This window comes from Cytobacillus sp. QJM3NY_8 (assembly GCF_056173585.1).
The window spans coordinates 453,156-477,644 of record NZ_CM149681.1 but is presented as its reverse complement, the minus strand read 5'-3'; the positions used below and the strand labels follow the sequence as shown (position 1 = coordinate 477,644).

Genomic DNA, 24,489 nt, shown 5'->3' with positions numbered 1-24,489 from the left:
AACTTCTTTCGAAGTGACAACGAAATTAATCTTACCATCTTCACTTTAAGAAGTCAACAATCTTTTTTATTTTTTTCTGTTTGATGTTCAAACAGTTTAAAAGCTTATATTTGCCGCCGATTTGTGAATACCTCTAAGCGACAAAAACTATCTTACAATAATATAGACGCCGAAGTCAATACTTTATAAAAAAATTTGCATGAACAATAAATTTCTCTACACTGCGCACATGCAGCTTCTCTTCTTTATAGAATATAGCTTTTAGCCCAATTTTCAATTATGTTCAGCATTTCAGCGCTCAATGGCTTTGAAAGACTCCCTTTATAAATTGACTTCAGCTTAACTATGGAAGCTTCTTCTTCCTGGTCCCTAAGGAGATGGTTCATCTTCGGCACATTATAGCTCTCAGCCCGGCCATTCACTTTTTCAGCAAAAAGATGCACATGATCAGGATTTACTTGAACATCTTTCTTCCCGGTAATTGCAAGAACTGGACATGTAATCGCGGCCAAATCTTCTTTTATATTATATTGAAAATGCTCTCGTGCCCATTTTGCATTAATCTTTGTAAATCCTTTTTTCATCACCGTCTTCTCCGATCCCATCAATTCATCGAAAACCTTCTTTTGTTTGGAGACAGCAGTTTTATGAACGTTTAAAGCACGAAGAAGAACACCATTAACTCCCTTCATCTCATTAACTTCCTCTTCCAGCAGTCTTGCTTGTAATTCAGAAGCCTTTCTGACATTATCCGCGTTACCGGCAAGCAGGATTATTCCCGCAGCATCTGCCTGCCTATTAATAGGAGGAATTAAGGAGCATCCTTCGCTATGACCCAGCAGGAAGATTCTTTCAGGATTGATTTCCGGCAGCTCTCGTGCCGCCTTCACGGCGGCTATCCCATCATTAACTAAATCCCACATTCCTGTTTCATAAAAATCACCGCCGCTTATTCCTGCTCCCCGCTTATCATATCTGAGAACTGCCACCCCAATGGAAGCAAAAAACTCAGCAAGCAACTTATAAGCATTCATCTGCATAACCTTTGCATTGCCATCCCGGTCAACTGGACCTGAGCCATGAAATATAACAACAAGAGGAAATTTCCCTTCTGACTTCTTCGGAAGGCTCACTGTTCCCTTGAGGTTTACATCTGTTTTAAAATCAATCTCACGTTCTTTCATTATCAGCACCCCTATGCAGCGACTTTACATATAAGACGCTTACTAATATAAAACGTTCAGTTTTTTATTAAATTTTTTAAGGCAATACTAATTGCAAATCTTATTTGCAATAGAAAGGGGTGAATTCATGCCAAAGAAAGCAGCTGCAGAAGGCAGAGATGATGAGAGCAAAAAAGATACTGCAGAATCATCAAGTGCAAATGAAAAAAGTGAAAATGAGGTCAGCAAGCTGAATCGAATGTTAGCTGCTGTATTGAATTATCTGTCGGATGATGAGGTGGAAGAAATCGATATCGAGTATTTGCTTGCAAATACGGAAGGCCTTCGGGAATGGTGGGACCAATACAGGGAAACTAATAAGAAACAAATCGAGGAAGAAATAAAGAAATCACTTGGCTCATTATCGCTTGAGGAGCTTGAGAGCATCCGCGAACAAATAAAGAGTAAATAGCTCCGCCACATAAAAAAGACTCGTTTGCCTTAAGCATACGAGTCCTTGTTTTTTATTGTTCTACAAGCTCTCCGCCTGTTAATTCAATATGTCCTTCCCCCCAATTGCACATTGCATCCAGGATTGGGCGAAGTGACCATCCATAATCTGTTAATGAATAGACAACCTTAGGAGGAACTTGATCAAAAACAGCACGGTTTACAACGCCATCCGCTTCAAGTTCGCGCAGCTGCTGAGTCAGCATTTTTTGTGTAATCCCAGGCATAAGCCGCTTAAGCTCGCTAGTACGCTTTTCACCTTTAATTAAATGACACATGATTACAACTTTCCACTTCCCGCCAATCACATCTAATGTAGCTTCTACCGGAATATTGTAAGCCAACTTCCTTCCCCCTCTGTTTGGTAGGCACTAAAAAGTACCTACATTACTTTAAAGTGCGTACTATTCATTTCGAATCATGCCATCCATAATAGCATAGGGAAGCATAAAACAAAATGGTGAAATTGACCATAGGTTACTTTTTAGTACCTGCATTACTTTAAAGTACGTACTGTTCACCATGTTTGGCATGCTCCATAATATCTTTCATCAAGACTGTATGGCCAAGGCGCCTGGCTATAATGTCTTTGCTCCATCCCATACTTTAAATATAAGGAGGATTCATTGCCAATGAGTTCTATTGCTATAAATGCACAAAAAGAAAAAGGCGGCACTCCTGCCCTGCTTGCACTCGCAATCAGTGCATTCGGTATTGGCACCACAGAGTTTGTGCCTGTTGGGCTGCTGTCGACCATTTCAGGTGATTTAGGAATTTCCATTACATTAGCAGGTTTATTGATTTCGGGCTATGCCATGGGAGTTGCCATTGGAGCACCTGTACTAACTGCTTTGACAAGTAAAATGAACAGAAAGTTTCTTCTCATGTCATTAATGGTTTTGTTTATCATCGGAAATTCTGTCGCAGCCCTGTCTACCTCTTTTTCCCTTTTGCTGGCTGCACGTTTCATTACAGCATTTTCACACGGAATCTTTTTCTCAATAGGCTCGACCATAGCCGCTGATTTAGTTCCAGAGAACAAACGCGCCAGTGCGATAGCCTTTATGTTCACTGGTTTGACTGTTGCAACCGTGACAGGTGTACCGCTCGGAACGTTTATCGGGCAGACATTTGGCTGGAGAGCCACATTTTTGGGAGTTGCACTGCTTGGGGTAATTGGAATTATCGCCAGTGCCATACTTGTTCCCAAAAACCTTAAGCAAGCACCAGCTTCTAAGTTTAGTGAACAGCTGAAAATTCTAAGCAGCGGAAAACTGCTTTTAGCTTTTAGCATTACCGCATTGGGATACGGCGGAACATTCGTTGCTTTTACCTACCTGACTCCGCTTCTCGAAGATGTAACAGGGTTTAGCCCAAAATGGGTCAGTATCATTCTGCTCGCTTACGGAGTGGCCGTGGCAATAGGCAATGTTCTTGGCGGAAAAGCTTCAGACAGGGATCCATTAAAAGCATTGTTTTGGATGTTCGCTCTGCAAGCCTTTATTCTTGTCCTGCTTACCTTTGCAGCACCTTTTAAAATTCTTGGTCTTGCTGCTATTTTCCTAATGGGCTTATTTGCTTTCATGAATGTGCCCGGCCTTCAAATTCTCGTGGTGAACCTGGCAGAGAAATATGTTCCTTCTGCTGTCAATGTTGCTTCTGCATTAAATATCGCTGCCTTTAACATCGGAATTGCTATCGGCTCATTTGCAGGCGGACTGATCGTCGACTCGATTGGCTTAATTCACACACCGTGGATAGGCGGAGTAATGGTGCTTGGGGCCGTATTTCTGACGGGATGGCTAAAAAAACTTGAGAAACAAAACAAACAAACTAACTAATTAAGGAGTGTCTTATATGAATAATCTATCTTTATCAAGTACTGCAGCACTTGCAAACGGAGTTAAAATGCCCATGGTTGGCCTTGGCGTATTTAAAGTAGAAAAGGAAGAAGAACTAATAACCGCTGTAAAAGCGGCAATTGAAATTGGATATAGAAGCATCGACACAGCATCCATCTATGGCAACGAGGAATGGGTGGGAGAAGCCATCCGCCAGTCTGGCATTAATAGAGAGGAACTCTTTATCACTTCAAAAGTCTGGAATTCCGACCAGGGCTATGAAGCAACACTTAAGGCGTTTAACACCTCATTGGAGAAAATGGGACTTGAATATCTTGACCTTTATTTGATCCATTGGCCTGTTGAGGGGAAATACACAGAAACTTGGAGAGCATTGGAAGACTTATATAAAGAAGGTAAAATCAAAACGATTGGCGTCAGCAACTTTCAGATCCGCCATTTAGAAAATCTATTGAAAACAGCTGAGATCAAACCAATGATTAATCAAATTGAATTGCACCCTAAATTGGCTCAAACTGAACTCCGCGCCTTTGCCGCCAAACATGATATGCACATTGAAGCGTGGGCTCCACTAATGCAGGGCGGATTATTTGAAAATGAGATCCTTAAGGAACTGGCTGAAAAACATGGAAAATCCATTGCACAAATTGTCCTAAGGTGGCACCTGCAAAACAGCATTATTGTCATCCCTAAGTCAACAAAGCCTCATCGCATCAAAGAAAATGCAGATTTATTCGATTTTGAACTATCTCAGCAGGACATGGAATTGATTGATTCTTTAGATGAACATTTACGCGTTGGACCAGATCCTGACAACTTTGATTTCTAAATAAAAGAGGCGAGGAGCAGCAGACTCCTCGTCTTTTCTTATTTGTTTAACGAATTTTCTGCCTTAAAAGCGGCAATGTAATCTCTATTAAAGTACCTTCACCAATCTTGCTTTTATATACGATGCTGCCATGGTGCTGCTTAATGATTTTATGGCAAATCATAAGTCCCAGACCAGTCCCTTTTTCTTTTAGTGTATAAAAAGGTTCTCCCAGTCTCGGCAGAAATTCGTCAGGTATTCCGCATCCCTGATCCTGAAAGGAGACAATACATTCCCCTTCATTATTATCCTTGAGGGAAATCTCAATATCCCCTCCTTTTTCCATAGCCTCCATGGCGTTTTTTAAGATATTCAAAAAAACCTGCTTGATTTGATTTTTTTCACATGATATCAAAAAGTCACCACCTGCAAAATTCAGCTTGAACTGGATACCGTTCATATTTGCCTGGGGGGATAATAACTCGACTGTATTCTCTATAATATCCGTTAACTTAGCCGTGTCCATTTGAATGGCCTGCGGTTTTCCAAGCGAAAGCATTTCAGTGGTGATATTTTCAATGCGCTCCAGTTCGCTAAGCAGCAATGCATTAATTTGGCTATTGCCGCTCTTATAAAGCTGCAGAAACCCTTTGATGGTTGTAAGCGGGTTTCTGATTTCATGGGCAACCCCGGCTGCAAGCTCCCCGACAATCGATAGTTTCTCAGACTGCAAAAGAAATTCCTCTGCTTTTTTTCGCTCAGAAATATCTCTGCTAATCATGACAACATGCTCGATAACACCATTTTCACCCTCAACCGGCATACACCGTGACTCAAATTCAATCCAATGGCCTCCTCTGTGTTTTAGGCGGAACTCCATTGCCATACTCTCATTATTTTCGAATATCCTTTGCATGCCTGCCTGAAAATACTCCGCTTCATCTGGATGAATAACAAAATCAACTTCCATATTTTGCAATTCTGCTACTTCATATCCTAATACAAGCTCATGAGACGGAGATAAATAACTTAAACTGCGATCCCTGTCCATAACTGCGATTAGGTCTGATGTATTTTCAGCGATTAGCCGGTATTTAGATTCACTTTCTTCCAGCGTCTTTTCCATCCGCTTTTTTTCTGTGATGATTCGAATCAATCGTTCATAGGATTCAATCAGCAAACTCCCAACAATGACACCAAGCCCCACAAACAGAATATATTGCAGGTGAAAAATCGGGCTGTCCCTAAAAACATTAAAAATTATCGGTACCGTTATAATATAAATGGCACAATACACACCATATAATATGGCCGTTTTTCTAACTGCCTTATGTTGGCGGCAATATTTATGTATGACTGTAAAAGCAATCAAAATAAGCAATAACCCTATTATGGCAGGCAGCCAATTCTCACTGATTGCAAGCCTTGTGACAAGAGCAATAATTGCGGTAATAATCCCTGCCCCTGGCCCTAAATAGGAAAATACCAAAATCAGAATGGCATAACGAATATCATAGGAATAACCCTGCTCGTTAAAAGATAACCCCACAAGAATGACAGAAATAATTCCTGCATAAATGCCGCCCAAAAGATGCAGGTCCTTGAGCGGTTTATGACTGATAAACGAGCGGAGAATTAAAGGCACACTGACCAATAATGAAAAAATAGAGAGATTGACAATGTAGTCTAATAGTATCAAGGAGGCTCCCACCTATTTTGAGAAATTCTTAATATTCTTTCTTTATCATAAACCAGAGATGGTGACCTTTCCACTACTATTTTAGTACCCCCAAAAGGATATTTTAAAAGGCCAATCCTGAAAGGATAGGCCTTTTTCGTTACACTTTCTTCACAAACTCCGACTTAAGCTTCATGGCGCCAAAGCCATCGATCTTACATTCAATATCATGATCCCCATCCACGATGCGAATGTTTTTAACCTTGGTTCCAATCTTAATAACAGAAGAAGTGCCTTTCACTTTAAGATCTTTAATGACTGATACCGTATCTCCATCAGTAAGTACATTTCCATTAGAATCCTTAATCAACTTTTCGTCCTCGAAACTATTGATTTCGGATTCAGCTGTCCACTCATGTGCACATACCGGACATACAAAGAGCATCCCGTCCTCGTACGTATACTCTGAACTGCATTTCGGGCAATTAGGCAAGCTAGACATTTCGTTTTCCTCCATTGTTCAGCATTTTTTTCCTTTTAGCCATGAATACGAATATCATGACAGCCGCTATAATAATGAATGCTATAACAGTATATAAGATATATGTTGAATCTTCATTCACGTCCTGAGGAATAAACCGATTGGCAATGGATCCCGCAGACAAAAAAACGGGTAATATAATCGTAAACCATGTTTTTGTATAAATAGCAGATACGATAAATATGACCGCACAAATTGCCACAATAACATTATTCTGATATGGTGTTGCAGTAAAAATCGGTTCAAATCCCTGTTTCTGATTCCATAGTAAAATTAAGACCATTGAGCCTGTAACAGCCATGCTGGTTACTAAAAGAAGAACCGCTCCCCACTTGGAATGAAGAAATTTAGGAAGCACTCTGAAAATCAGAAGACCATAAGCTCCGACTGCAATTACTCCTGTGATAACAGCGATCCAAAGTGTACCTTTGGATAATGAGAATTTCCCTTCAATTGCAGGACCAATGCTGATATAAGCACCCAGCAAAAGGACCATCAGCGGCACCAGCCCCGCAATCTGACGGTAATCGGTACTCATTGATTCCCCGATGCTTTTCATATATTGCTTTGGGCTATCCCCGATAATATGAGACACATCTTTCCCATCGGCTTCAGCTTCCATTAAATGCACTTCAAGCTCTTCTGTTATTTCATTTATTTCATCATCGTTTTTTCCTTTTGACATCAGGTAAAAACGAAGCTCTGACAAAAACTGTTCAGACTCCTTTGAGACCATTCTTCATATCCCCCTTTTTATTTAATACATTGTCAACAGATGAACTTACCTGTTCCCAGCGCCCGATAAATAACTCCAGCTCCTGCTCGCCTTTTTCAGTTAATGTGTAATATTTTCGTTTAGGTCCAGCTGTTGACTTTCGCAAAGTAGCACTGATCAGTCCTTCTTTTTGCATACGCAGAAGCAGCGGATAAATAGTGCCTTCGCTCAATGAGTGAAATCCATATGACTCCAATTTCGCCGCCAATTCATACCCATAAATCTCCCCTTCTTTAATTATGGCTAATAAACAACCGTCCAGAATTCCTTTTAACATTTGCGTGGTATCTGACATTGACCTTACTCCCTCCACTACCTTGTATTACAAGATAATAACCTGCAGTTAACTACCTTGCAATACAAGATATACTCTTACTATACCTCTCACTATATTGTAATGCAAGGTATTCTTGTAAAAACCAGGTAATTTTTTACTCTAATCAATCAAACGTTTGATTGAACTATTTTTACTGCCATATCGATTGTTTTTACCCAAAGAGGGAATAATAAGTGAATGTGGACCAGCACCTGATCATCGGCCGCCGTTTTTAAACACATTCTCAATTATAAACTTAAATCTCATATTAGTTGAGATTGATTGAGGCAAAAAAAGGGTATTCAAAATAAGGAAGAGTTATACTGTAATTAAGGAGCTTAAGGCTGCTTTAAAAGTTCCATGCCGTACTGATTTCACCCTAAAAAAAGCGCAATTAAACATCGGAGTCTTATCTTGCCACTTAAAGTTTTCGCCCTTCAGCCGAAAAGGAGCAAATTTTCACAGCTTATCCCTTGACAAAAAATATATCGTATATGATAATTATTACCGAATTAGAATTATTATTAAATAGTTCGCTATTTAATTAATAATCATATCACTCAACCATTTAAGGAGGAATTTTATCATGGCATTAATCGGTTCAGAAGTACTACCATTTGCAGCAAAAGCTTACCATAATGGTGATTTCATCGATGTTACTGAAGAAAACTTCAAAGGAAAGTGGAGCGTAGTATGCTTCTACCCAGCAGACTTCACATTCGTATGTCCTACTGAATTAGAAGATCTTCAAAATGAATATGCAACTTTAAAAGATATGGGAGCAGAAGTTTATTCTGTATCAACTGATACTCACTTCACTCATAAAGCATGGCACGATAACTCAGAAACAATCAACAAGATTGAATACGTTATGGTTGGTGACCCTAACCAAAGAATTTCCCGCAACTTCGAAGTTCTGAACGAAGAAGATGGATTGGCTGAACGCGGAACATTCATCATCGATCCAGATGGCATCATCCAAACTGTTGAAATCAACGCTGGCGGAATTGGCCGTGACGCAAGCCAGGTTGTAAGCAAGCTTAAAGCAGCTCAATATGTACGCAACAACCCAGGTGAAGTTTGCCCGGCTAAGTGGAAAGAAGGATCTGAAACACTTAAGCCAAGCCTTGATCTAGTAGGTAAAATCTAAGGAGCACGATAATCATGTTACTTGATGCAGATATAAAAGCACAATTAGCTCAATATCTTCAGATGATGGAGGGCGACATCCTTCTAAAAGTCAGCGCTGGATCAGATAAAGTATCCAGCGACATGCTGGCTTTAGTAGATGAGCTAGCCAATATGTCCTCCCGCATTAAAGTTGAGCGCACTGAATTACAAAGGACGCCAAGCTTTAGTGTAAATCGTCCAGGTGAAGATACTGGCATTACCTTTGCCGGCATTCCTCTTGGACATGAATTTACTTCCTTAGTGCTTGCTCTGCTTCAAGTTAGCGGTAGGGCACCTAAGGTTGACCAGAAAGTCATCGACCAGGTGAAGAAGATTGAGGGCGAATATCGTTTTGAAACTTATGTCAGCTTAAGCTGCCACAACTGCCCTGATGTAGTACAGGCTCTTAACGTCATGAGTGTTCTTAACCCTAATATTTCACACACAATGATCGATGGTGCTGCTTACAAAGAAGAAGTAGATGCTAAAGAAATCATGGCAGTGCCGACAGTTCTTCTAAATGGCGAATCATTCGGCAGCGGCCGTATGTCCCTTGAAGAAATTCTGGCGAAAATGGGAACAGGCCCTGACGCATCAGAGTTTGCAGATAAGGATCCTTATGATGTGCTTGTCATTGGCGGCGGCCCTGCGGGATCAAGCGCGGCAATCTATGCTGCACGCAAAGGCATCCGCACCGGCATCGTTGCTGAACGCTTTGGCGGCCAGGTAATGGATACTTTAGGCATCGAAAACTTTATTAGTGTGAAGCATACAGAAGGCCCTAAACTTGTTGCAAGCCTTGAGGAACATGTGAAAGATTATGGCATCGATGTCATGAATCTGCAGCGTGCAAAGAGACTTGAAAAGAAGGACCTTGTTGAAATTGAACTTGAAAATGGTGCTGTACTGAAAAGTAAATCAGTCATCCTTTCAACTGGTGCACGCTGGAGAAATGTCAACGTGCCAGGTGAAGCAGAGTTCAAAAACAAAGGGGTTGCTTACTGCCCTCACTGTGATGGCCCATTATTTGAAGGCAAAGACGTAGCTGTTATCGGCGGAGGCAACTCGGGTGTTGAAGCAGCCATTGACCTTGCAGGGATTGTTAACCATGTAACGGTTATCGAATTCAATTCTGAATTGAAAGCAGATGCCGTTCTGCAGGAACGTCTGAACAGCCTTCCAAACGTAACGGTTGTCACAAATGCTCAGACAACTGAAATTACCGGAACTGATAAAGTAAACGGTATTTCATACATGGATCGTGAGACAGAAAAACAACACCATGTTGAACTGCAAGGTGTATTCGTCCAAATCGGCCTGGTTCCTAACACAGATTGGTTAGGCGACCAGATCGAGCGTACTCGCTTCGGCGAAATCGTCGTGGACAAGCACGGTGCCACAAACATCCCTGGTGTATTTGCTGCAGGAGACTGTACAGACAGTGCCTACAAGCAAATCATCATCTCCATGGGATCTGGTGCAACGGCAGCTTTGGGTGCGTTTGACTATCTGATCCGTAATTAATTTTTAACCTAAAACCGCTTCCTGCCTTTGGCAGGAAGCGGTTTATTTTTGAGCACCATGGAATTTGGTTCAGACTCATTCTTTCTTAGTTCCCCTTCCCCTGTCCGAATAAGCACTGTGTTCGGACTCACCAACTCGGTTTTCTTCTTCTCCTGTCCGAATGAACAACACTAAGTTGAAAAGCACCGCCTATAACAACTTCCACCTTTTCAATCAAATGTTTGATTGAAATAGAAAAAGAGCACAGACATAGCCTGTGCCCTTCCATTCTATCAGTGTACCAATGAGCCTTCTTTATATTTCTTCTCAAGTGTTGGCCAATACTCCTTGTTGGCTTCAATCAGATCATCTAAAACCTTTTTAGCAACAATGGCAGATGGAATTGTCTTGTTAAGCGTGAATGCCTGTAATGCTTTTTCATAAGACCCCTCTGTTATGGCTTCCACCAAAATTTTTTCGGATGCCAATTGCTGTTCAATCATGGCTTTGTGGAAATATGGAATTTCCCCGACATACTCAGGAACAGGTCCTTTATTGGTAATAAGTGCAGGCACTTCGATCATGGCATCTGCCGGCAGGTTAGGAATTGTTCCATTGTTTTCTACCATTACAAGATATCGTTTTGCCAGATTCTGTGCAATGGATACAGTAACATCTACAATAAAAATTCCGTGTACACCCACATGAAACGCATCATCCAAGATGCCAGTCTCTTCAAATTTTCTAATTGTTTCAAACAAAGACTTTTCTCTTCCTTCCATAACCTCATTGGCACGGGTATGCTCTTTATTTGAATTCTCCACAATATAATCCGGCAACAGGTAATACTGCAGGTATGGATTAGGAATATAATCCGGGAAGAAATCCATGATCGGCTTAATATTTTTAAATGTCTTAATCCAGGAAGAATCAGCATGGCGATAATCAATTTTAGAGATGTCCTCTGTCAGCAGTCCCCATTTGCTGATATGCTCACGAAGCTCCGGAAGGCGGTCTTCTCCGTCCACTTCTACTTTGGTGAACCAGCCAAAGTGATTTAATCCAAAGTAATCTACCACAAGGTCTTCTCTCTCCACTCCAAGGATGCCCGCCATGTTGCGCATCGTTGCTACAGGCATATCGCAGATGTTAATAACCTTTGCATTAGGGCGCAGCTTCCGCACACCTTCTGCTACGATTGAAGCAGGATTTGAATAGTTGACAATCCAGCACGATTCCTTCGCATATTTTTCTACATCATCAATAAGTTCTACCATAGGGAAAATCGTTCTTAAACCATACGCCAATCCGCCAGGCCCGCACGTTTCCTGACCTACTACATTATGTGACAGAGGTATTTTCTCATCAAGCTCCCTCATCGCATATTTGCCGACACGCATTTGCGCAAATACAAAGTCTGCATCTTCAAATGCTGTTTCCGGATCAGTTGTCTCGGTTATTTTAATAGAATCTGTATATTCTGCAATAACCGCTTTAGCAGCGACTGCTACTTTCGATTGGCGCTCTCCATCAATATCGTAAAATCTAATCTCGGATAATGGCAAATCTTCTAATCTATCCATTAAGCTTCTCACAATTCCTGGTGTATACGTGCTTCCGCCGCCCGCAATCGCTAATTTATACATTTTCATAATTTAGTCCTCCCAGTTTTTGATCAACTTGATCTCGAACAGACTTTACGTTCAGACCATATACAACTTGAACATTGTTGCCTGACTTGATGACTCCTTTTGATCCAGTTTCTTTTAACAGCTGTTCATCTACTGCATTTGGATCCTTTAAAACAAGTCTTAATCTTGTATAACAATTATCTACATTTTCAATATTTCCGCTTCCGCCAAGTGCAGTTACAATCGTTTCACCTAGAGGAGACCCTGCTGCTGCATTCCCTTTTGTCTGAACTTCTGCTGGCTGGACAGTTTCCTCTGTACCTTCTTCACGGCCAGGTGTTTTCAGGTTTAATTTCAGGATCAGGAATCTGAAGATGATAAAATAGGCAGCAAACATAATCAGACCTACGACAATGAACATAGGCCAATTGGACTTTTCTGTACCAAGCGGCAAATTATAAAGCAGGAAATCAATAACGCCATTCGCGCCGATTGCATGAACACCAAAGACATTTAAGAGCATCATTCCTGTACCAGCCAGAACTGCATGGATAAAAAACAGGATTGGAGCAGTAAATAGGAACGCGAATTCAATTGGCTCCGTTACCCCAAGCAGGAATGAAGTGACGGCTGCCGGCAGGAGAATCGCTTTTGCCATCGCTTTTTTATTTTTATCAGCCGTAACGTACATAGCTAAAGCTGCACCAATTAATCCGAACATCTTTGCCAGGCCGCGTGCATCCCAGTTTACTGTGCTGCTTAATACAGCCACACTTGGGTCAGCCATTTCAGCAAAATAAATATTCCTTGCCCCATGGACAACTTCTCCTGCAACAGTTGTCGTTCCGCCCAGTTCTGTATATAAGAACGGTGTATAAACAAGGTGATGTAGTCCTGTCGGAATCAGGATTCTTTCCAGGAAGCCATAGATAAGGAAACCAAAGTCCCCTAAGCTTCGGATACCATTAGCCAGCGCTGTAATTCCATTTTGAACAATCGGCCAAAACTCGGCTGCAAGCGCCCCTAGAACCATTGCACTTGGTATTGCTAAAATAGCTACAAAACGATGACCTGAATAGATGGAAAAAACACCTTTGAATTCTGTATCGCAATATTTATTATGAAGAACACCAACTAAAGCTCCGATTAAAATACCTGCGAACACACCCATCTCTAAAACTTGAACATTCAATACCATTGCCTGTCCGGAAATTTGCATCTCCTCTGCAGGAACTAAACGCTCTGAAAGATTCAGGACCTGATGCATCGCATTAATAAAAATGACAAAGGTTACTAGACCTGTTAATGCTGCATAACCTTTATCTTTCTTTGCTAACCCGATCGGAATGCCGACCGCAAAGATCAATGCGAGATTCTGAAGTATCGAAACTGCCGAAGAAGAGATAAACTTTCCGATATTTTGTATTATCGGATTTTCAAGAAGCGGGACGTACTGTGCCAGGTTCCCGTTTCCAAACACATTGCCAAACGCAATGAAAAGACCAATGATCGGCAATATTAAAATCGGGGCAAACAAGGATTTTCCAAATAGCTGGAGACCATTCACCACTTGTTTCATAGATGTCTTCCTTTCTAAATAAAAGTAAACGCTATCATTTCACATCCACAGTATAGCTTGGATTATTAGCGGAAGGAATGGGAATGAAGGAATCTGTACAATGTCACTAAATAAAGTAACATGTTACAGGGCTTAATACTCTTTGATAATCCCCTTTTTAATCGCTAAAATCAGGATAATATCAATGAACATAAACATATTAGACTCAAACGATGTGATCTCAAATTCACGCTGGGATTCAATTGTCGGATCGAGAATAGTAAACACAATATCGGCCAATTTCGCTGTCGTGCTTTTATCATTTCCTGTGAACAGGACGGTCTTTAACCCCTTTTCCTTAGCAATTTGGACTTTTTCAATTACCTTGCTTGTCTCTCCAGATCGCGAAAAGACAATCATCAGCCGATACTTCTGGATATTATTAAAGAAAATCGCCCTGCTGTCACTAGTCGATGTATTTGAAACATAATACCCGAAAAGCTCCAATTTCTTAGCAAGATAATTGGAGAACAGCGTAGAAAAGCCTGCTCCATAAAAATAAATCATCTTATGCTTTTCAATTTCATTTAAAAATTCCTGGATGCTTTCCTCATCTATGTAATCAAATGTAGTTCTGATATTTTTTATAAATTCATTGATGCTCGCTTCCAATGGACGATGGATCTCTTCTACTGATTCAGCATCTGAACTATGCACCTTCTTCACTTTCAGACCAAGATTATATACAAACTCACTGTATCCGCTAAACCCCAGCTTTTTACACAAACGAATGATGGATGTAGTTGAAACAAACAGCTCATCCGCTGCTTTCCGTATACTTAAATGCTGGTCATCTATCTTGCTTTTAATTAAAAAAGAAAGAATCTCTTTCTCTGACTGATTCAAGTCTTTATCAATTGTATAATCTAAATATATCTTCTCTGCATTATCCATTGATTCATCCTCTTTACATCTCATTTTTCTTATTATGACCGGCTGGTTCTATTTACATTGCTTCTATTATTAATATCCTACTATTATATAGGCGACATCAAAAGAATTTACCTTTCTACAGCAAAAAAGGAATGCCGCATTAAAGCAGCTTTCCTTTTAACTTTAATTCACCGCCATCCTCCCCAGCGGCCCATTTTCATCAATAATATCCTGCAGTGCATAAACGGAAATCGGAAACATCGGGAATCCATAAGCATAAGGCGTTATTTCATACAGCTGGAAATAGATGATCAGTGCTTTATCCGCTATATAAAAGTCCTGATCTGGCCTGATTGCTTTAAAGTCTACTAAGAGCGGTATATCACGCTCCTTGATTTGCACCTTAATCAGCTCGGATATTCTTTTTACATAGTCACTTCCCGGCTTGAATAAATCCTTAAGCTCCACCTGCCTTCTCTTCTGAAGGTCAAATGTCAGCGATTTTATAACTGTCATTCCATGGGCAGCATGATAGTGATATACATAATTGTTCAAGGACAAACTCAGTACATCACGCTGATTATTTTTAATCTCATAGTATCCATACAAATCAACCACGGTTGTATCCATATTGCCTGTCTGCTCGTTAATGATCTGCTGGTTTTGTCGGACAATTGTACTGTTAATAAATTGCTGCAGCTGCTTATTTTGCATTCCTTTCACACGGGGATAATAAACCACTTTAGTCGGCCCGCTGCTGATTGTCACCGTTTTGATGCCTACTGGAAAGTTGATTGCCACGGCTATCCATCCTTTTTGGGTTTTTAACATTCTATTCATCGGATAGGCGTTAAGGTGCATAACAGGTAATGGAAGTTTCAATGGTATATAATGATATCGATATATAAGAGACAGGAGCACACAAATTGGATAAAAAGCAAACCAGCCTAAAACCATTCATTTCACTCATACTATCGACAAAAATACCAAAGGCTGCCCTCATCATTGGTTTAACAGCCAGCATTTTAACAACCTTGACTGGCCTTCTCGTACCGCTGCTGACCAAAAATCTGGTGGACGGTTTTTCTGTTGAATCTTTAAGCGTTCCGCTCATGATCGGAATTGGTGCAGCCTTTATCGTCCAGGCCATCATCAGCGGGATCTCCATCTACCTGCTCAGCTATGTCGGCCAAAAAGTGGTGGCGCGGCTTCGGGACCGGATGTGGATGAAGCTCATACGGCTGCCGGTCAGTTATTTTGACAAGCAATCCAGCGGCCAGACTGTCAGCCGTGTAGTTAATGATACCAGCATTGTCAGGGAGCTGATTACCAATCACTTTCCGCAATTTATTACCGGTATTATCAGTATTATCGGTGCAATTATTATCCTGCTTGTGATGGACTGGAAAATGACACTGCTGATGCTTACTTCTGTTCCTATTACACTGGCAATTATGATTCCACTTGGCCGAAAGATGGCCAAAATATCCCGTGGCCTTCAAGATGAAACTGCTATCTTTACCGGAAACATTACCCAAACACTCGGTGAAATCCGCTTAATGAAGTCTTCTACTGCAGAGCAAAATGAAGAAGAAAAGGGATTGGATGGGATCGACAAACTGCTTGGCTACGGCTTGCGGGAAGCCCGCATTTTTGCGATGATTGGTCCCACTATGTACCTGATCATGATGGTTGTTATTGTCATGATCATCGCCTATGGAGGCATGCGGGTGGCTAGCGGAACGATGTCAACGGGTTCTCTTGTAGCCTTTTTGCTGTATTTGTTCCAGATTATTATGCCAATTACCTCATTTGCGATGTTTTTTACTCAGCTGCAAAAAGCAATAGGCGCAACAGAACGGATCATTGATATTTTAGAGGAGCCTTTGGAAGACGGACAAGACGGCATCGAAATGGATATCAGCAGCAAGCCGATTACAATCAACAATGTCTCCTTCTCCTATAGCGCAGAAGAGAGTGTTCTGGAAAATATCTCTCTTGAAGCCCAGCCAGGTCAGATGATTGCACTGGCGGGTCCAAGCGGAAGCGGAAAAACAACCCTGTTTGGTTTGCTTGAACGATTTTACGAACCAGCTGCTGGTGAAATCAAAATTGGCGATACACCCATCCAGCAGATATCCCTTAAATCCTGGCGCAGCCAGATCGGCTATGTTTCACAGGAAAGCGCCATGATGGCAGGTACAATCCGTGAAAATTTATGCTATGGACTCGAAGATTCCAAAAGCATTGCGGATGAGAAGTTATGGGAAGTGGCGAAAATGGCATACGCCGATCAATTCATTGCCGACTTTCCGAAAGGGCTTGATACAGAAGTTGGTGAGCGGGGTGTGAAGCTATCCGGGGGACAAAGGCAGCGTATTGCTATAGCACGGGCTTTCCTGCGCGACCCTAAAATATTGATGATGGACGAAGCCACTGCCAGTCTGGACAGCCAATCTGAAGGTATCGTCCAGCAGGCCCTTACCCGCTTAATGGAAGGCCGGACAACTTTCGTCATCGCACACCGCCTTTCCACAATTGTCGACGCAGACCAAATTATTTTCATCGAAAAAGGCCAGGTCACAGGCATTGGCACACATTCCGAATTGACTCAATCACATGATCTATACCGTGAATTTGCCGAGCAGCAGCTTGCATAAGAAGTAGCCAGTCTATCAAAGACTGGCCATTTTACTGCAGATTTTGATTCCAGACCCCTCTTAAAACCGAAAACCTGTGATAAAATGTGACAAATTATCCATATAAACAAGAAGGTGAATTCCTTATAATGGAATTAAGATCTCAGTTAGTCATGCCAATCCAAAAGGAGGCTGAAGACTATGTCAATAGATCACACACTTAACATGCTTGAAACATTGAAATATTATTGTGACTCTGAAATCACTCAGACCTTTTCAAATGACAAGCAGCAGGTTTTATCTGTATGTTATTTGAAAAACAATCATTCTTTTGAAATTACCTACACAGAAACTAATATAAAGAAAAATTTCCGCCACATAGAATCAGCAGCAGAAGCAATCGAAAAAGCTTTAAGGTGATTAAGACATCCTTAAAGCTTTTTTTGATTGTTCTCCTTCCATGTAATTTACGAGTACAGGATACTGCTCCCTGCATCTGTTCATTTAAGCAGAAATCATACTGCAGCTTAAAACAATCAAACGTTTGAATGACTTTTTTCTGGCTGTTATAAAGCTTTCTCAGCCTGAAGAACTCTCATAATTTCCTTGCTGTCTTTTGTCAGAATGTCTTTCACATTTGGTCCAAACCATTCCAAAGATGCATCCATTTCCATCAAATTCGAAGCCTCTCTTAAAAACATCCTGTAATCTACAGCTCCTTCAAATAATGAAACCATGCCTTCCCTGCTGCCCGCTGCTGCATAGACATTATTAGGAGCAAACACGCCAAGCTGGGAACGGGACTGGATATTTTTAAAATGAAAGTGCGATATATATGGACGCAGCTGTTTTAGCGCAAAGATCGGATCCACTCCTGATTCCCATATATGAAGCACATCAAAATTAACCCTTAACGCTGAATGGTCTGTTTCCTCAATGAGCTGAAGTGTGGAGGATGGGTTATCTGTCAGTGTATTAGGATGAGTTTCAACCAGAAGCATCTGTCCCTCGGCTTCAGCCATTTTGCAGAGCATTTTCATGCGCGAAACCAGTTCGATTCTTTCCAGCCTGCTGATATCCGCACTGCCTTTTGTCCCGGCAAACGTTCTTATTTTCTTCGTTCCCCACCTATGTGCCATTGCACATAATTTTTGCATTTCTGTCATTAAAACTGGAAGAGGAGCATCAAGAGGCAGATAGTCGCTCAGCATGGTCGTTTCAAGATTATAGGAGCTAAGCCACTCACTTCCATAATGAATATCTTCCGCCAGGTTTTTGGCATGTACACCCCATATTTCTATCCCCTGGAATCCATTTGTCTGGGCATAGTGTGCGATTTGGTCAATGGACTGAAGATGATGCCGGAATGAGATGGTGCAGAGAGATAGCTTCATAGAGTTGCCTCCTTCATATTTTGGGATTCCTGCAGTTTAATCCAGGCTTCAAAGCTTTTCTGCAATCCCTGCTTAATTTTAAATTCCAGGATATTTAGTTCATCCAGTTTTAAAGAGATTTCATTTTTCAAACCCAGGTTTCCTGTCATGGCAAGCTTCATCGCCCGATATTGGATAACCGTATATCCTTTTACGAGCTTCTCAATTTCATTACACCAGGCTTCAAAGCCTTCCTCTTCATACCCAAGTGAATCCCAGAAAAACGCAAAAGCATGTTCATAGGCGTATTTTCGGATGGCGAGGACAGGGAGTTCCCTTAATGCGAATGTCAATCCTGATAAAGGGTAGTTATCGCTTCCGGATGTATATAGACCGACAATCTTTCCAACTGCATCAGTCATTGGGTTGCAGTCAAGCTTAATGCATGTATTAAAATATGCCTCCACTGTTTCAGCAGATGGGGGAATGATATTGGCTGCATCAAAGAAATATCCCCCTTCAGCAGAGGGATCCTCAATAGCTGCCAAAATCCTCTCCTTCGGCAAAATTCCTTCCCAGCGGAAGTCCGGATCATACATAAACCATTCCTCTTCGTTTCCTGTCAATTCCAGCATCACATAATGCGGAAATGGACTTTGATGAAACTTATTCTCCCTTTCAGGCAGCTTGGACAAATCAAGCATCACCATTACATACTGGTGGTGCTTCTTGTTCTCAAGCAGGCCCAGAAGCTTGTTTATGTTTTCCTGTTTGCTGCGTTTTTCGTCATACCATCTATATAGCTTAATTCCATACAGCATTTCATACCATTGGTGGAAAAAATCATGGTCGATCCGTTTGGAATGATAGGTCAGAACTCCATTATCCAATACATCGAAATCAGCATCCCATACTCCGAAATAATAAGGTCTGTGATCGGCCCCTTGCGTCTTTTTGACTGCCTCACATACACAGCTCACAAAACAATGGACTTTAATCATAAGAAGCCTCCGCTGTGACAGGCTTCTGCAGGTGATTCAGAAAGTCGGCCAGGCTTCCTACAGTCCTGAAATCTTTAGGCACCAGCATTTCATCCGGGATATCAAAGCCAAGATCCACTTCCAAATGAAGGATAAGCTGCAGGATCATGATGGAATCCATATATAAATCTTCATTTAAACGGGCACCCTCATGAAAGGCCGCCATCGAAGGCAGTTCTATTTGATGCTGCATAATATCTTGTAAAGCCTGTAAAATTTCTTCTCTTGTCATGCCAGCACTCCTTCTCCCAGCCTTTTTCTGCTGATCTTGCCATTCGGGAGCTTTTCTATTTCTTCTGTCTGGATAAATTCCATCGGGATTTGGTAAGGAGCGAGATATTCCCTGCACCACTCCCGCAGTTCCTGCTCCTCTATAGGCTGGGTGCATACATACTGCGCACAGACTCTTTCTCCGGAAAGCGGGTGGATTTTTTTATAAACCACTGCTTCTGCAATTCTTGGTTCTGCCATCAGGACATCTTCCACCTCCTGCGGATATACGTTCAATCCCGCTACATTAATGGTGTCATCCATTCTTGCAAGAAATGACAGGACACCGTCTTCCATAAAGCCAAGGTCCTTAGTAAAGATGGTTTTCTCAGAATCACGGATGATAATTTCATCAGGGTTTTCCTTACTTCCAGCCTCCACTTTTACATGGGGAAGCGGATAGCCCATCTCACGGGGGTCACATACATCCGGGTGAATGGCCACACACCCTGCCTCCGAACATCCATACTGCTGAAGAACCCGGTTTGAAACACTTTTTAAAGATTCCAGCCAGCCCGATGGCATTAAAGTGCCCGATGTCATCACACAATCGAACTGTCCGCCATCACGAACCAGATGTGTTAATGTATGCAAAAGCGCAGGAGCCCCATAGAGAATATGCTTCGGATATTCCTTAATTTTGCTAAGCACATACTTCGGGTTCATATTTGTCAGAATGACCGGTTCCGAACCGCGCCTTAAGCTTGCAAATACGCCGCAGATCAACCCATATGAATGAGTAACCGGACAGGCAACAATAGATGTGGTCTGATGATCTGCCGGCAATACAGAAACATAGCTTTCCAGTTCAAGCTCGATGGAATCCCAGCTGCGTTCAATGCATTTTGGTGCACCAGTCGTACCCGAACTCATTTGGACCAGGACACCTTCACGGGCATTCTTTTGTTTTGACAGTTCGATCGGTGTATGAGTATTTCCGTAAAGCAAGCTATGACTTCCAGCCGATGAAGCTATTCGGATTGCCCCTTCTTTCGGCATGGAAGGATGGATCGGAACAATGGATCCCCCTTTTCTGCGTACAAATAAACAAAGAGCGAGCCACTGAAACACATCCGGAATACAAACAGCTAATCTTCTATTTCCGCAATCTCTTAAATGAGGAGTGTTTTCAAATTCTGTATATTGCTGCTCAAGGTTATCTAATGTATAGTAATGATCATTTACAAAAAACATCTCAATTCTCCTTTTGATGGTTATCTTAAAGAGTTTTTGACATAATGGCGAAACCCGCCAGCCTCATCTTTTTGAACTTTTCTCTTCAGCAGTGATTCCGCATAAATTACCGGTGCAGTATGCTGCAGCAAATAATTTCGGAATATCAATTCCGGATAACAGCTCAGGTGCTCCGTTAAAGCTTCTCCTGTCAGCTTCCAAAATCGCTTCTCACTGAAGCCATATTGCTCTTCAAGTACATAGGACAGTTCAGACAGATGAAAAACAAATAATGTATCCATTGCCAGTTCTCTAAGCGATTCAATAGAAGACATCCAATAATACTGATCTTCCCTGCCTTTTTTAAATTGTTCATGAATGCCCGCAAACTCCGGAATACGGTTTGGCTCCTCCAAAAAGTCATGGCAATACTCAACACTGTCATGGAAATCCCTCAGTGCAACACGTGTTGGCCAGCCGTCCTTATGAAGAAGAATCATATTCTGGGCATGCGCCTCAACGGCAATTCCATGCGCGGCCAGCAAATGCCAGACAGGAACCACACATACTTCCACGAGCCTTTTCAGCCATTTTTCAATTCCATAGCGTTTCAGCCATTCGTCAATAAACGGAAATCCGTCCCTCTCCATTAATGGCAATGCCGTACAAGGCACCGCCGCTTCATCTTCTTCCATATAAAGCCGGATGCTCTCTCTCCATATAGCTCCGAACTTTGCGCAAGGTTCTTCCTCCTCGGGATGATAAGAAATCCCTGCGTATTCCTTAAGAATGACCAATGAAGCTTCATCTTTTAAAAATGGATCTCCTTCCACTGTATCTGCTATCCATTTGGAAATATGGGGTGCGGCACAAACCGCGTGTGTGTCCAGAGTTCTTAGCGATGATGTGTTCACCATATTCATCGATAGTTTCACATGAGCTTTTTCTGGATTTGTCATATTCCATAGCGTACGGACGGACTGTGTTGACCGATAAGAATCTCCGCTGCTCCCCAGAAGCACTATGTCTGCATCAGCATTTGCTAACTTCACCTGCCAGGGGTGAATGGGCAGAAATGTGTATTCTTCAAAGGTTTTGCCAATATGCTGCAAATCAGCAAGTAATTGTCCAAACATGGAAGGGCCAAGTTCCCGTTCCCAGAAACTTGTTTCATCCTCAAGCAGTTCGATTCTGGCATATTCACGTCTGACAGCTGCCCATTGCAGCTCGAATGACTGTCTTGCTTCCGGCCCATATGCCGCATGATCCCCAAGTGAAAATCCGCTTCTCGCCTTAAAGCAGGGATGGTAGGGGTGCCCTTCCCATATCTCTGATTCCAATTCTTCATAGCTGAAATTTCTCCTGGACATAGAATGCATTAGATGAGTTTCATTCCACTCACTCAGCAGAATGGTTTGTTCCAGCTCATTAATGAGCTGATTCCTTTTTTCCGGATCTGCAATAAGGTCTTCAGCCAATTCCTCAATCACGGTTTCTGTTCGTGAGCCATCAGGGTGGACTGAGCGAATGCTTCCTTCTATTAAACGCACACGGTCAAACGAAGTAATTTTCCCCTCACAGCAGTATGTTCTCCGATTTCCGAAAATCGTAAAATGTAAGAGCGGATCTTCTGGCCGTTCAGCCGATTTGGCATAATCCATTAATCCTTCAAAAATAATAGCCTCCATGAACTGTCTGAGTACTCTTCTTTCAATTGTTTTAGACAATTGCGGATGCAGCTTCAGCATAGTTTTCCTCCTTCTTCATGGCGGCGAATGGATTGGGCAAATAGGTGTATACCGCTTGTTCGTTCTTTGCCATCAGCTCATCAACATCATGAAATCGGGTTAAAAGATTGGCTTTATAAGATAATTTCTCAGATTGAAGAATATGCCGAATGAAACCTTTCCCCTGTCCAAACAATCCTTTTTCCAGAGAGCTCAGCTGGTTTCGGCACCATTTGATTAAACGGTCCTCACTGATAAGATCATCCTGCCCAAGTCTTGAAATGACTGAAAAAAGCTGATTCATGAACAGATAATACGTAAACCTTTCCTGAATGAGAGCATCCTCATAGAATAATTCCTGGCATTCTTCCAATTCAGGCAGCAGTTTGCAAAGTTTCTCTCTATGAAGATTTGATAGATAATATCCTTGATTATCCCTGTAAAAATAAGTTTCCGGGTAGCCGGAAGAAAGATCCAGAACGCTATTTTGCTGATGAGCCTCTAATGCCATCCCATGTTCATCATATAAACGAATGAGAGGCTCTATTGCACATTTCCAATATTTCCGGAACCATTCCATGCTGACATCTTGGATATTACGAGATTCTTCCAATGCTATTCTCTCAATGGTTCGGCGCAGCCTTGAACGCATGCCAGGCAAAGGATCCTGAACCAATGCCGCAATGGAAGTAATTCCTCTCTGTTTTTTTCCCTGAAATGGATTGGATCGCAGTATAACTTCAAAGCCTGATTCCTTCTGACCAGGGAATATGGCAGTAATATAGGCCGGATCATCAATCATCCTGAAAACCGGGTGTTCTTCTGTAAATCGGATTTTCTTGATTAATTCCGCCATAGCCGTGCCTGCCCTTAACTCATGGAAGCGATTTTTCCTTAGCGAATTTGTTATTTTTACCGGGACCGAAAACTTATACATCCACTCCTCTTCAGTATTGTAAACTGTCCTGATCGAAGAAGTAGCTGAATAATAAGGCCCCATACTGCCAAGGTCCTTTATAAGCCCCTTCTCTATTGCCTCTCTGACATAGTCCTGCTGCAGAAGCCATTGGGCCTGTAGAGGGTGCATTGGAATGAGGCATTCCTTTTCCGGAACAGTAAGGTGCGGCAGTGATTTTTTTATCGATTGAAGAATAATTTGACTTGCAGTTTCCTTGTCATTAGAGGATTCTTTTACCATCTCCCTGTCAAATTGGAAATAATGGAGCTGAAACTGTCCTTTTAATTCTGGCGCATAGCTTGGCTGCTGCCATCCAGTCATTCCTTGTCTGCTTTTCGGTGTAGGGTGAAGCCAGTGCCCAAACAGGAGCGATTGTTCTGCTTCAATGAAAGTACAATCCTCTGAATACAGGCTGTCCTCATCATTCATTCTCGCTTCAATATATGCCGCCATTGTCTGGTAGCTCTCAATCATCCTTAGCACAAGTTCATCAAAATGGGATGCAAGCTCATGACAGCCATTAGCTTTGGCCATCAAATGCATCTCATGGATTAGTGTAATCATCATCGGAAGTCTATCCTGGTGAATCCATTCCCGCCGATTTGAACAATATTTAAGTGCATGGCCGATTATATGTCTTCCTGTACGTGAACGATAAAGGACTTCGACAGCGAATTTAACGGACTGGCCAGATAATTCGATTTCTGCTACCGCCACCCCTGAAAGAGGGATGGATACCTGTTGTTCCTCAATCCACTCCCTGCTTTCCATCCAATGCCCGCTGTCCACTTCCCGCAAATAACTATTAATAAAAGCTTGAAACGTTGCATTTTCTGCAATTTGTTTGGCTGAATGATGCAT

23 protein-coding genes are annotated in these 24,489 nt (G+C 41.8%); 7 read left to right on the top strand and 16 right to left on the bottom strand.

Translation table 11 applies throughout. From position 1 onward, the window contains the following. Nucleotides 1-245 precede the first annotated feature (245 nt). Nucleotides 246-1,184 carry an alpha/beta hydrolase gene (locus AC0VZ9_RS02455; RefSeq protein ID WP_009335861.1) on the bottom strand — a complete coding sequence of 313 codons (939 nt, stop codon included), beginning with the start codon at nt 1,182-1,184 and terminating at the stop codon, nt 246-248. A gap of 127 nt (nt 1,185-1,311) precedes the next feature. Here AC0VZ9_RS02455 and AC0VZ9_RS02450 point away from each other — a divergent pair, with 127 nt between their 5' ends. After that, nucleotides 1,312-1,635: a hypothetical protein gene (locus AC0VZ9_RS02450; RefSeq protein ID WP_009335862.1), complete on the top strand. Its 324-nt coding sequence runs from the start codon at nt 1,312-1,314 to the stop codon at nt 1,633-1,635. 52 nt (nt 1,636-1,687) lie between these two features. Here the strand turns inward: AC0VZ9_RS02450 and AC0VZ9_RS02445 are convergent, their stop codons facing one another. After that, on the bottom strand, nt 1,688-2,017 hold the full coding sequence (locus AC0VZ9_RS02445; RefSeq protein WP_009335863.1) for a winged helix-turn-helix transcriptional regulator: 330 nt from the start codon (nt 2,015-2,017) through the stop codon (nt 1,688-1,690). Between the two features lie 288 nt (nt 2,018-2,305). Here AC0VZ9_RS02445 and AC0VZ9_RS02440 point away from each other — a divergent pair, with 288 nt between their 5' ends. Both AC0VZ9_RS02440 and AC0VZ9_RS02435 read left to right on the top strand, forming a co-directional pair. Beyond that, entirely contained in the window at nt 2,306-3,514 is a 1,209-nt protein-coding gene (locus AC0VZ9_RS02440) for an MFS transporter (protein WP_019380062.1), read from the top strand. 16 nt (nt 3,515-3,530) lie between these two features. Continuing rightward, nucleotides 3,531-4,364: an aldo/keto reductase gene (locus AC0VZ9_RS02435; protein ID WP_217027925.1), complete on the top strand. Its 834-nt coding sequence runs from the start codon at nt 3,531-3,533 to the stop codon at nt 4,362-4,364. A gap of 46 nt (nt 4,365-4,410) precedes the next feature. On the opposite strand, the gene AC0VZ9_RS02430 is transcribed toward AC0VZ9_RS02435, so the two are convergent. The 4 genes from AC0VZ9_RS02430 to AC0VZ9_RS02415 form a co-directional block, all read right to left on the bottom strand. After that, nucleotides 4,411-6,042, bottom strand: coding sequence for an ATP-binding protein (locus AC0VZ9_RS02430; protein ID WP_475396996.1), 1,632 nt, complete (start codon nt 6,040-6,042; stop codon nt 4,411-4,413). Nucleotides 6,043-6,181: 139 nt separating this feature from the next. Next, nucleotides 6,182-6,523, bottom strand: coding sequence for a zinc ribbon domain-containing protein YjdM (locus AC0VZ9_RS02425; RefSeq protein ID WP_009335867.1), 342 nt, complete (start codon nt 6,521-6,523; stop codon nt 6,182-6,184). Next, on the bottom strand, nt 6,516-7,298 hold the full coding sequence (locus tag AC0VZ9_RS02420) for a hypothetical protein (RefSeq protein WP_009335868.1): 783 nt from the start codon (nt 7,296-7,298) through the stop codon (nt 6,516-6,518). Before AC0VZ9_RS02420 ends, AC0VZ9_RS02425 begins: the two co-directional genes overlap by 8 nt. After that, nucleotides 7,279-7,632 (bottom strand): PadR family transcriptional regulator, encoded by a 354-nt coding sequence (locus tag AC0VZ9_RS02415; RefSeq protein WP_009335869.1) that lies wholly within the window; start codon nt 7,630-7,632, stop codon nt 7,279-7,281. Before AC0VZ9_RS02415 ends, AC0VZ9_RS02420 begins: the two co-directional genes overlap by 20 nt. A gap of 607 nt (nt 7,633-8,239) precedes the next feature. On the opposite strand from AC0VZ9_RS02415, the gene ahpC reads away from it, so the two are divergent. Together ahpC and ahpF are read left to right on the top strand one after the other, a co-directional pair. Further along, a complete protein-coding gene (gene ahpC, locus AC0VZ9_RS02410; protein ID WP_475396995.1) occupies nt 8,240-8,803 on the top strand; it encodes an alkyl hydroperoxide reductase subunit C in 564 nt (187 codons plus the stop codon). Between the two features lie 14 nt (nt 8,804-8,817). Beyond that, nucleotides 8,818-10,347, top strand: a complete 1,530-nt coding sequence (ahpF, locus tag AC0VZ9_RS02405; protein ID WP_217027920.1) for an alkyl hydroperoxide reductase subunit F — start codon at nt 8,818-8,820, stop codon at nt 10,345-10,347. Between the two features lie 272 nt (nt 10,348-10,619). On the opposite strand, the gene AC0VZ9_RS02400 is transcribed toward ahpF, so the two are convergent. From AC0VZ9_RS02400 to AC0VZ9_RS02385, 4 genes are all read right to left on the bottom strand, one after another. Further along, nucleotides 10,620-11,978, bottom strand: a complete 1,359-nt coding sequence (locus AC0VZ9_RS02400; RefSeq protein ID WP_009335872.1) for a 6-phospho-alpha-glucosidase — start codon at nt 11,976-11,978, stop codon at nt 10,620-10,622. After that, entirely contained in the window at nt 11,965-13,536 is a 1,572-nt protein-coding gene (locus tag AC0VZ9_RS02395) for a PTS transporter subunit EIIC (RefSeq protein ID WP_019380067.1), read from the bottom strand. The genes AC0VZ9_RS02400 and AC0VZ9_RS02395 overlap by 14 nt, the downstream gene beginning before the upstream one ends. 132 nt (nt 13,537-13,668) lie before the next feature. Next, nucleotides 13,669-14,469: a MurR/RpiR family transcriptional regulator gene (locus AC0VZ9_RS02390; RefSeq protein ID WP_019380068.1), complete on the bottom strand. Its 801-nt coding sequence runs from the start codon at nt 14,467-14,469 to the stop codon at nt 13,669-13,671. 162 nt (nt 14,470-14,631) lie between these two features. After that, the gene (locus AC0VZ9_RS02385) at nt 14,632-15,249 is read right to left on the bottom strand and encodes a DUF3298 and DUF4163 domain-containing protein (protein WP_251175337.1); all 618 of its coding nucleotides are present in this window, start codon (nt 15,247-15,249) and stop codon (nt 14,632-14,634) included. A 125-nt stretch (nt 15,250-15,374) separates the two neighbouring features. On the opposite strand from AC0VZ9_RS02385, the gene AC0VZ9_RS02380 reads away from it, so the two are divergent. Next, nucleotides 15,375-17,108 (top strand): ABC transporter ATP-binding protein, encoded by a 1,734-nt coding sequence (locus AC0VZ9_RS02380; RefSeq protein ID WP_251175338.1) that lies wholly within the window; start codon nt 15,375-15,377, stop codon nt 17,106-17,108. Between the two features lie 180 nt (nt 17,109-17,288). Beyond that, nucleotides 17,289-17,507 carry a hypothetical protein gene (locus AC0VZ9_RS02375; RefSeq protein WP_009335878.1) on the top strand — a complete coding sequence of 73 codons (219 nt, stop codon included), beginning with the start codon at nt 17,289-17,291 and terminating at the stop codon, nt 17,505-17,507. A 146-nt stretch (nt 17,508-17,653) separates the two neighbouring features. On the opposite strand, the gene AC0VZ9_RS02370 is transcribed toward AC0VZ9_RS02375, so the two are convergent. Genes AC0VZ9_RS02370 through AC0VZ9_RS02345 form a run of 6 tightly spaced genes read right to left on the bottom strand, consistent with a single transcriptional unit; the run spans nt 17,654 to nt 24,489 of the window. After that, nucleotides 17,654-18,481 carry a sugar phosphate isomerase/epimerase family protein gene (locus AC0VZ9_RS02370; RefSeq protein WP_251175339.1) on the bottom strand — a complete coding sequence of 276 codons (828 nt, stop codon included), beginning with the start codon at nt 18,479-18,481 and terminating at the stop codon, nt 17,654-17,656. Continuing rightward, a complete protein-coding gene (locus AC0VZ9_RS02365; RefSeq protein ID WP_019380072.1) occupies nt 18,478-19,461 on the bottom strand; it encodes a DUF6005 family protein in 984 nt (327 codons plus the stop codon). The genes AC0VZ9_RS02370 and AC0VZ9_RS02365 overlap by 4 nt, the downstream gene beginning before the upstream one ends. Continuing rightward, on the bottom strand, nt 19,454-19,732 hold the full coding sequence (gene asbD, locus AC0VZ9_RS02360) for a petrobactin biosynthesis protein AsbD (protein ID WP_251175340.1): 279 nt from the start codon (nt 19,730-19,732) through the stop codon (nt 19,454-19,456). Before asbD ends, AC0VZ9_RS02365 begins: the two co-directional genes overlap by 8 nt. Further along, entirely contained in the window at nt 19,729-20,964 is a 1,236-nt protein-coding gene (locus AC0VZ9_RS02355) for an AMP-binding protein (protein ID WP_251264848.1), read from the bottom strand. The genes asbD and AC0VZ9_RS02355 overlap by 4 nt, the downstream gene beginning before the upstream one ends. 20 nt (nt 20,965-20,984) lie before the next feature. Continuing rightward, nucleotides 20,985-22,691, bottom strand: a complete 1,707-nt coding sequence (locus tag AC0VZ9_RS02350; RefSeq protein WP_009335883.1) for an IucA/IucC family protein — start codon at nt 22,689-22,691, stop codon at nt 20,985-20,987. Next, a complete protein-coding gene (locus tag AC0VZ9_RS02345; protein WP_071156449.1) occupies nt 22,663-24,489 on the bottom strand; it encodes an IucA/IucC family protein in 1,827 nt (608 codons plus the stop codon). Before AC0VZ9_RS02345 ends, AC0VZ9_RS02350 begins: the two co-directional genes overlap by 29 nt.

Coding starts and splice junctions, on each gene's coding strand:
- AC0VZ9_RS02400 (WP_009335872.1), bottom strand. CDS start 11,978: ATGAAAATGTATAAATTAGCGATTGCGGGCGGCGGAAGCACGTATACA.
- AC0VZ9_RS02370 (WP_251175339.1), bottom strand. CDS start 18,481: ATGAAGCTATCTCTCTGCACCATCTCATTCCGGCATCATCTTCAGTCC.
- ahpC (WP_475396995.1), top strand. CDS start 8,240: ATGGCATTAATCGGTTCAGAAGTACTACCATTTGCAGCAAAAGCTTAC.
- AC0VZ9_RS02395 (WP_019380067.1), bottom strand. CDS start 13,536: ATGAAACAAGTGGTGAATGGTCTCCAGCTATTTGGAAAATCCTTGTTT.
- AC0VZ9_RS02350 (WP_009335883.1), bottom strand. CDS start 22,691: ATGCTGAAGCTGCATCCGCAATTGTCTAAAACAATTGAAAGAAGAGTA.
- ahpF (WP_217027920.1), top strand. CDS start 8,818: ATGTTACTTGATGCAGATATAAAAGCACAATTAGCTCAATATCTTCAG.
- AC0VZ9_RS02425 (WP_009335867.1), bottom strand. CDS start 6,523: ATGTCTAGCTTGCCTAATTGCCCGAAATGCAGTTCAGAGTATACGTAC.
- AC0VZ9_RS02440 (WP_019380062.1), top strand. CDS start 2,306: ATGAGTTCTATTGCTATAAATGCACAAAAAGAAAAAGGCGGCACTCCT.
- AC0VZ9_RS02415 (WP_009335869.1), bottom strand. CDS start 7,632: ATGTCAGATACCACGCAAATGTTAAAAGGAATTCTGGACGGTTGTTTA.
- AC0VZ9_RS02435 (WP_217027925.1), top strand. CDS start 3,531: ATGAATAATCTATCTTTATCAAGTACTGCAGCACTTGCAAACGGAGTT.
- asbD (WP_251175340.1), bottom strand. CDS start 19,732: ATGACAAGAGAAGAAATTTTACAGGCTTTACAAGATATTATGCAGCAT.
- AC0VZ9_RS02420 (WP_009335868.1), bottom strand. CDS start 7,298: ATGGTCTCAAAGGAGTCTGAACAGTTTTTGTCAGAGCTTCGTTTTTAC.
- AC0VZ9_RS02450 (WP_009335862.1), top strand. CDS start 1,312: ATGCCAAAGAAAGCAGCTGCAGAAGGCAGAGATGATGAGAGCAAAAAA.
- AC0VZ9_RS02455 (WP_009335861.1), bottom strand. CDS start 1,184: ATGAAAGAACGTGAGATTGATTTTAAAACAGATGTAAACCTCAAGGGA.
- AC0VZ9_RS02365 (WP_019380072.1), bottom strand. CDS start 19,461: ATGATTAAAGTCCATTGTTTTGTGAGCTGTGTATGTGAGGCAGTCAAA.
- AC0VZ9_RS02345 (WP_071156449.1), bottom strand. CDS start 24,489: ATGCATCATTCAGCCAAACAAATTGCAGAAAATGCAACGTTTCAAGCT.
- AC0VZ9_RS02375 (WP_009335878.1), top strand. CDS start 17,289: ATGTCAATAGATCACACACTTAACATGCTTGAAACATTGAAATATTAT.
- AC0VZ9_RS02355 (WP_251264848.1), bottom strand. CDS start 20,964: ATGTTTTTTGTAAATGATCATTACTATACATTAGATAACCTTGAGCAG.
- AC0VZ9_RS02390 (WP_019380068.1), bottom strand. CDS start 14,469: ATGGATAATGCAGAGAAGATATATTTAGATTATACAATTGATAAAGAC.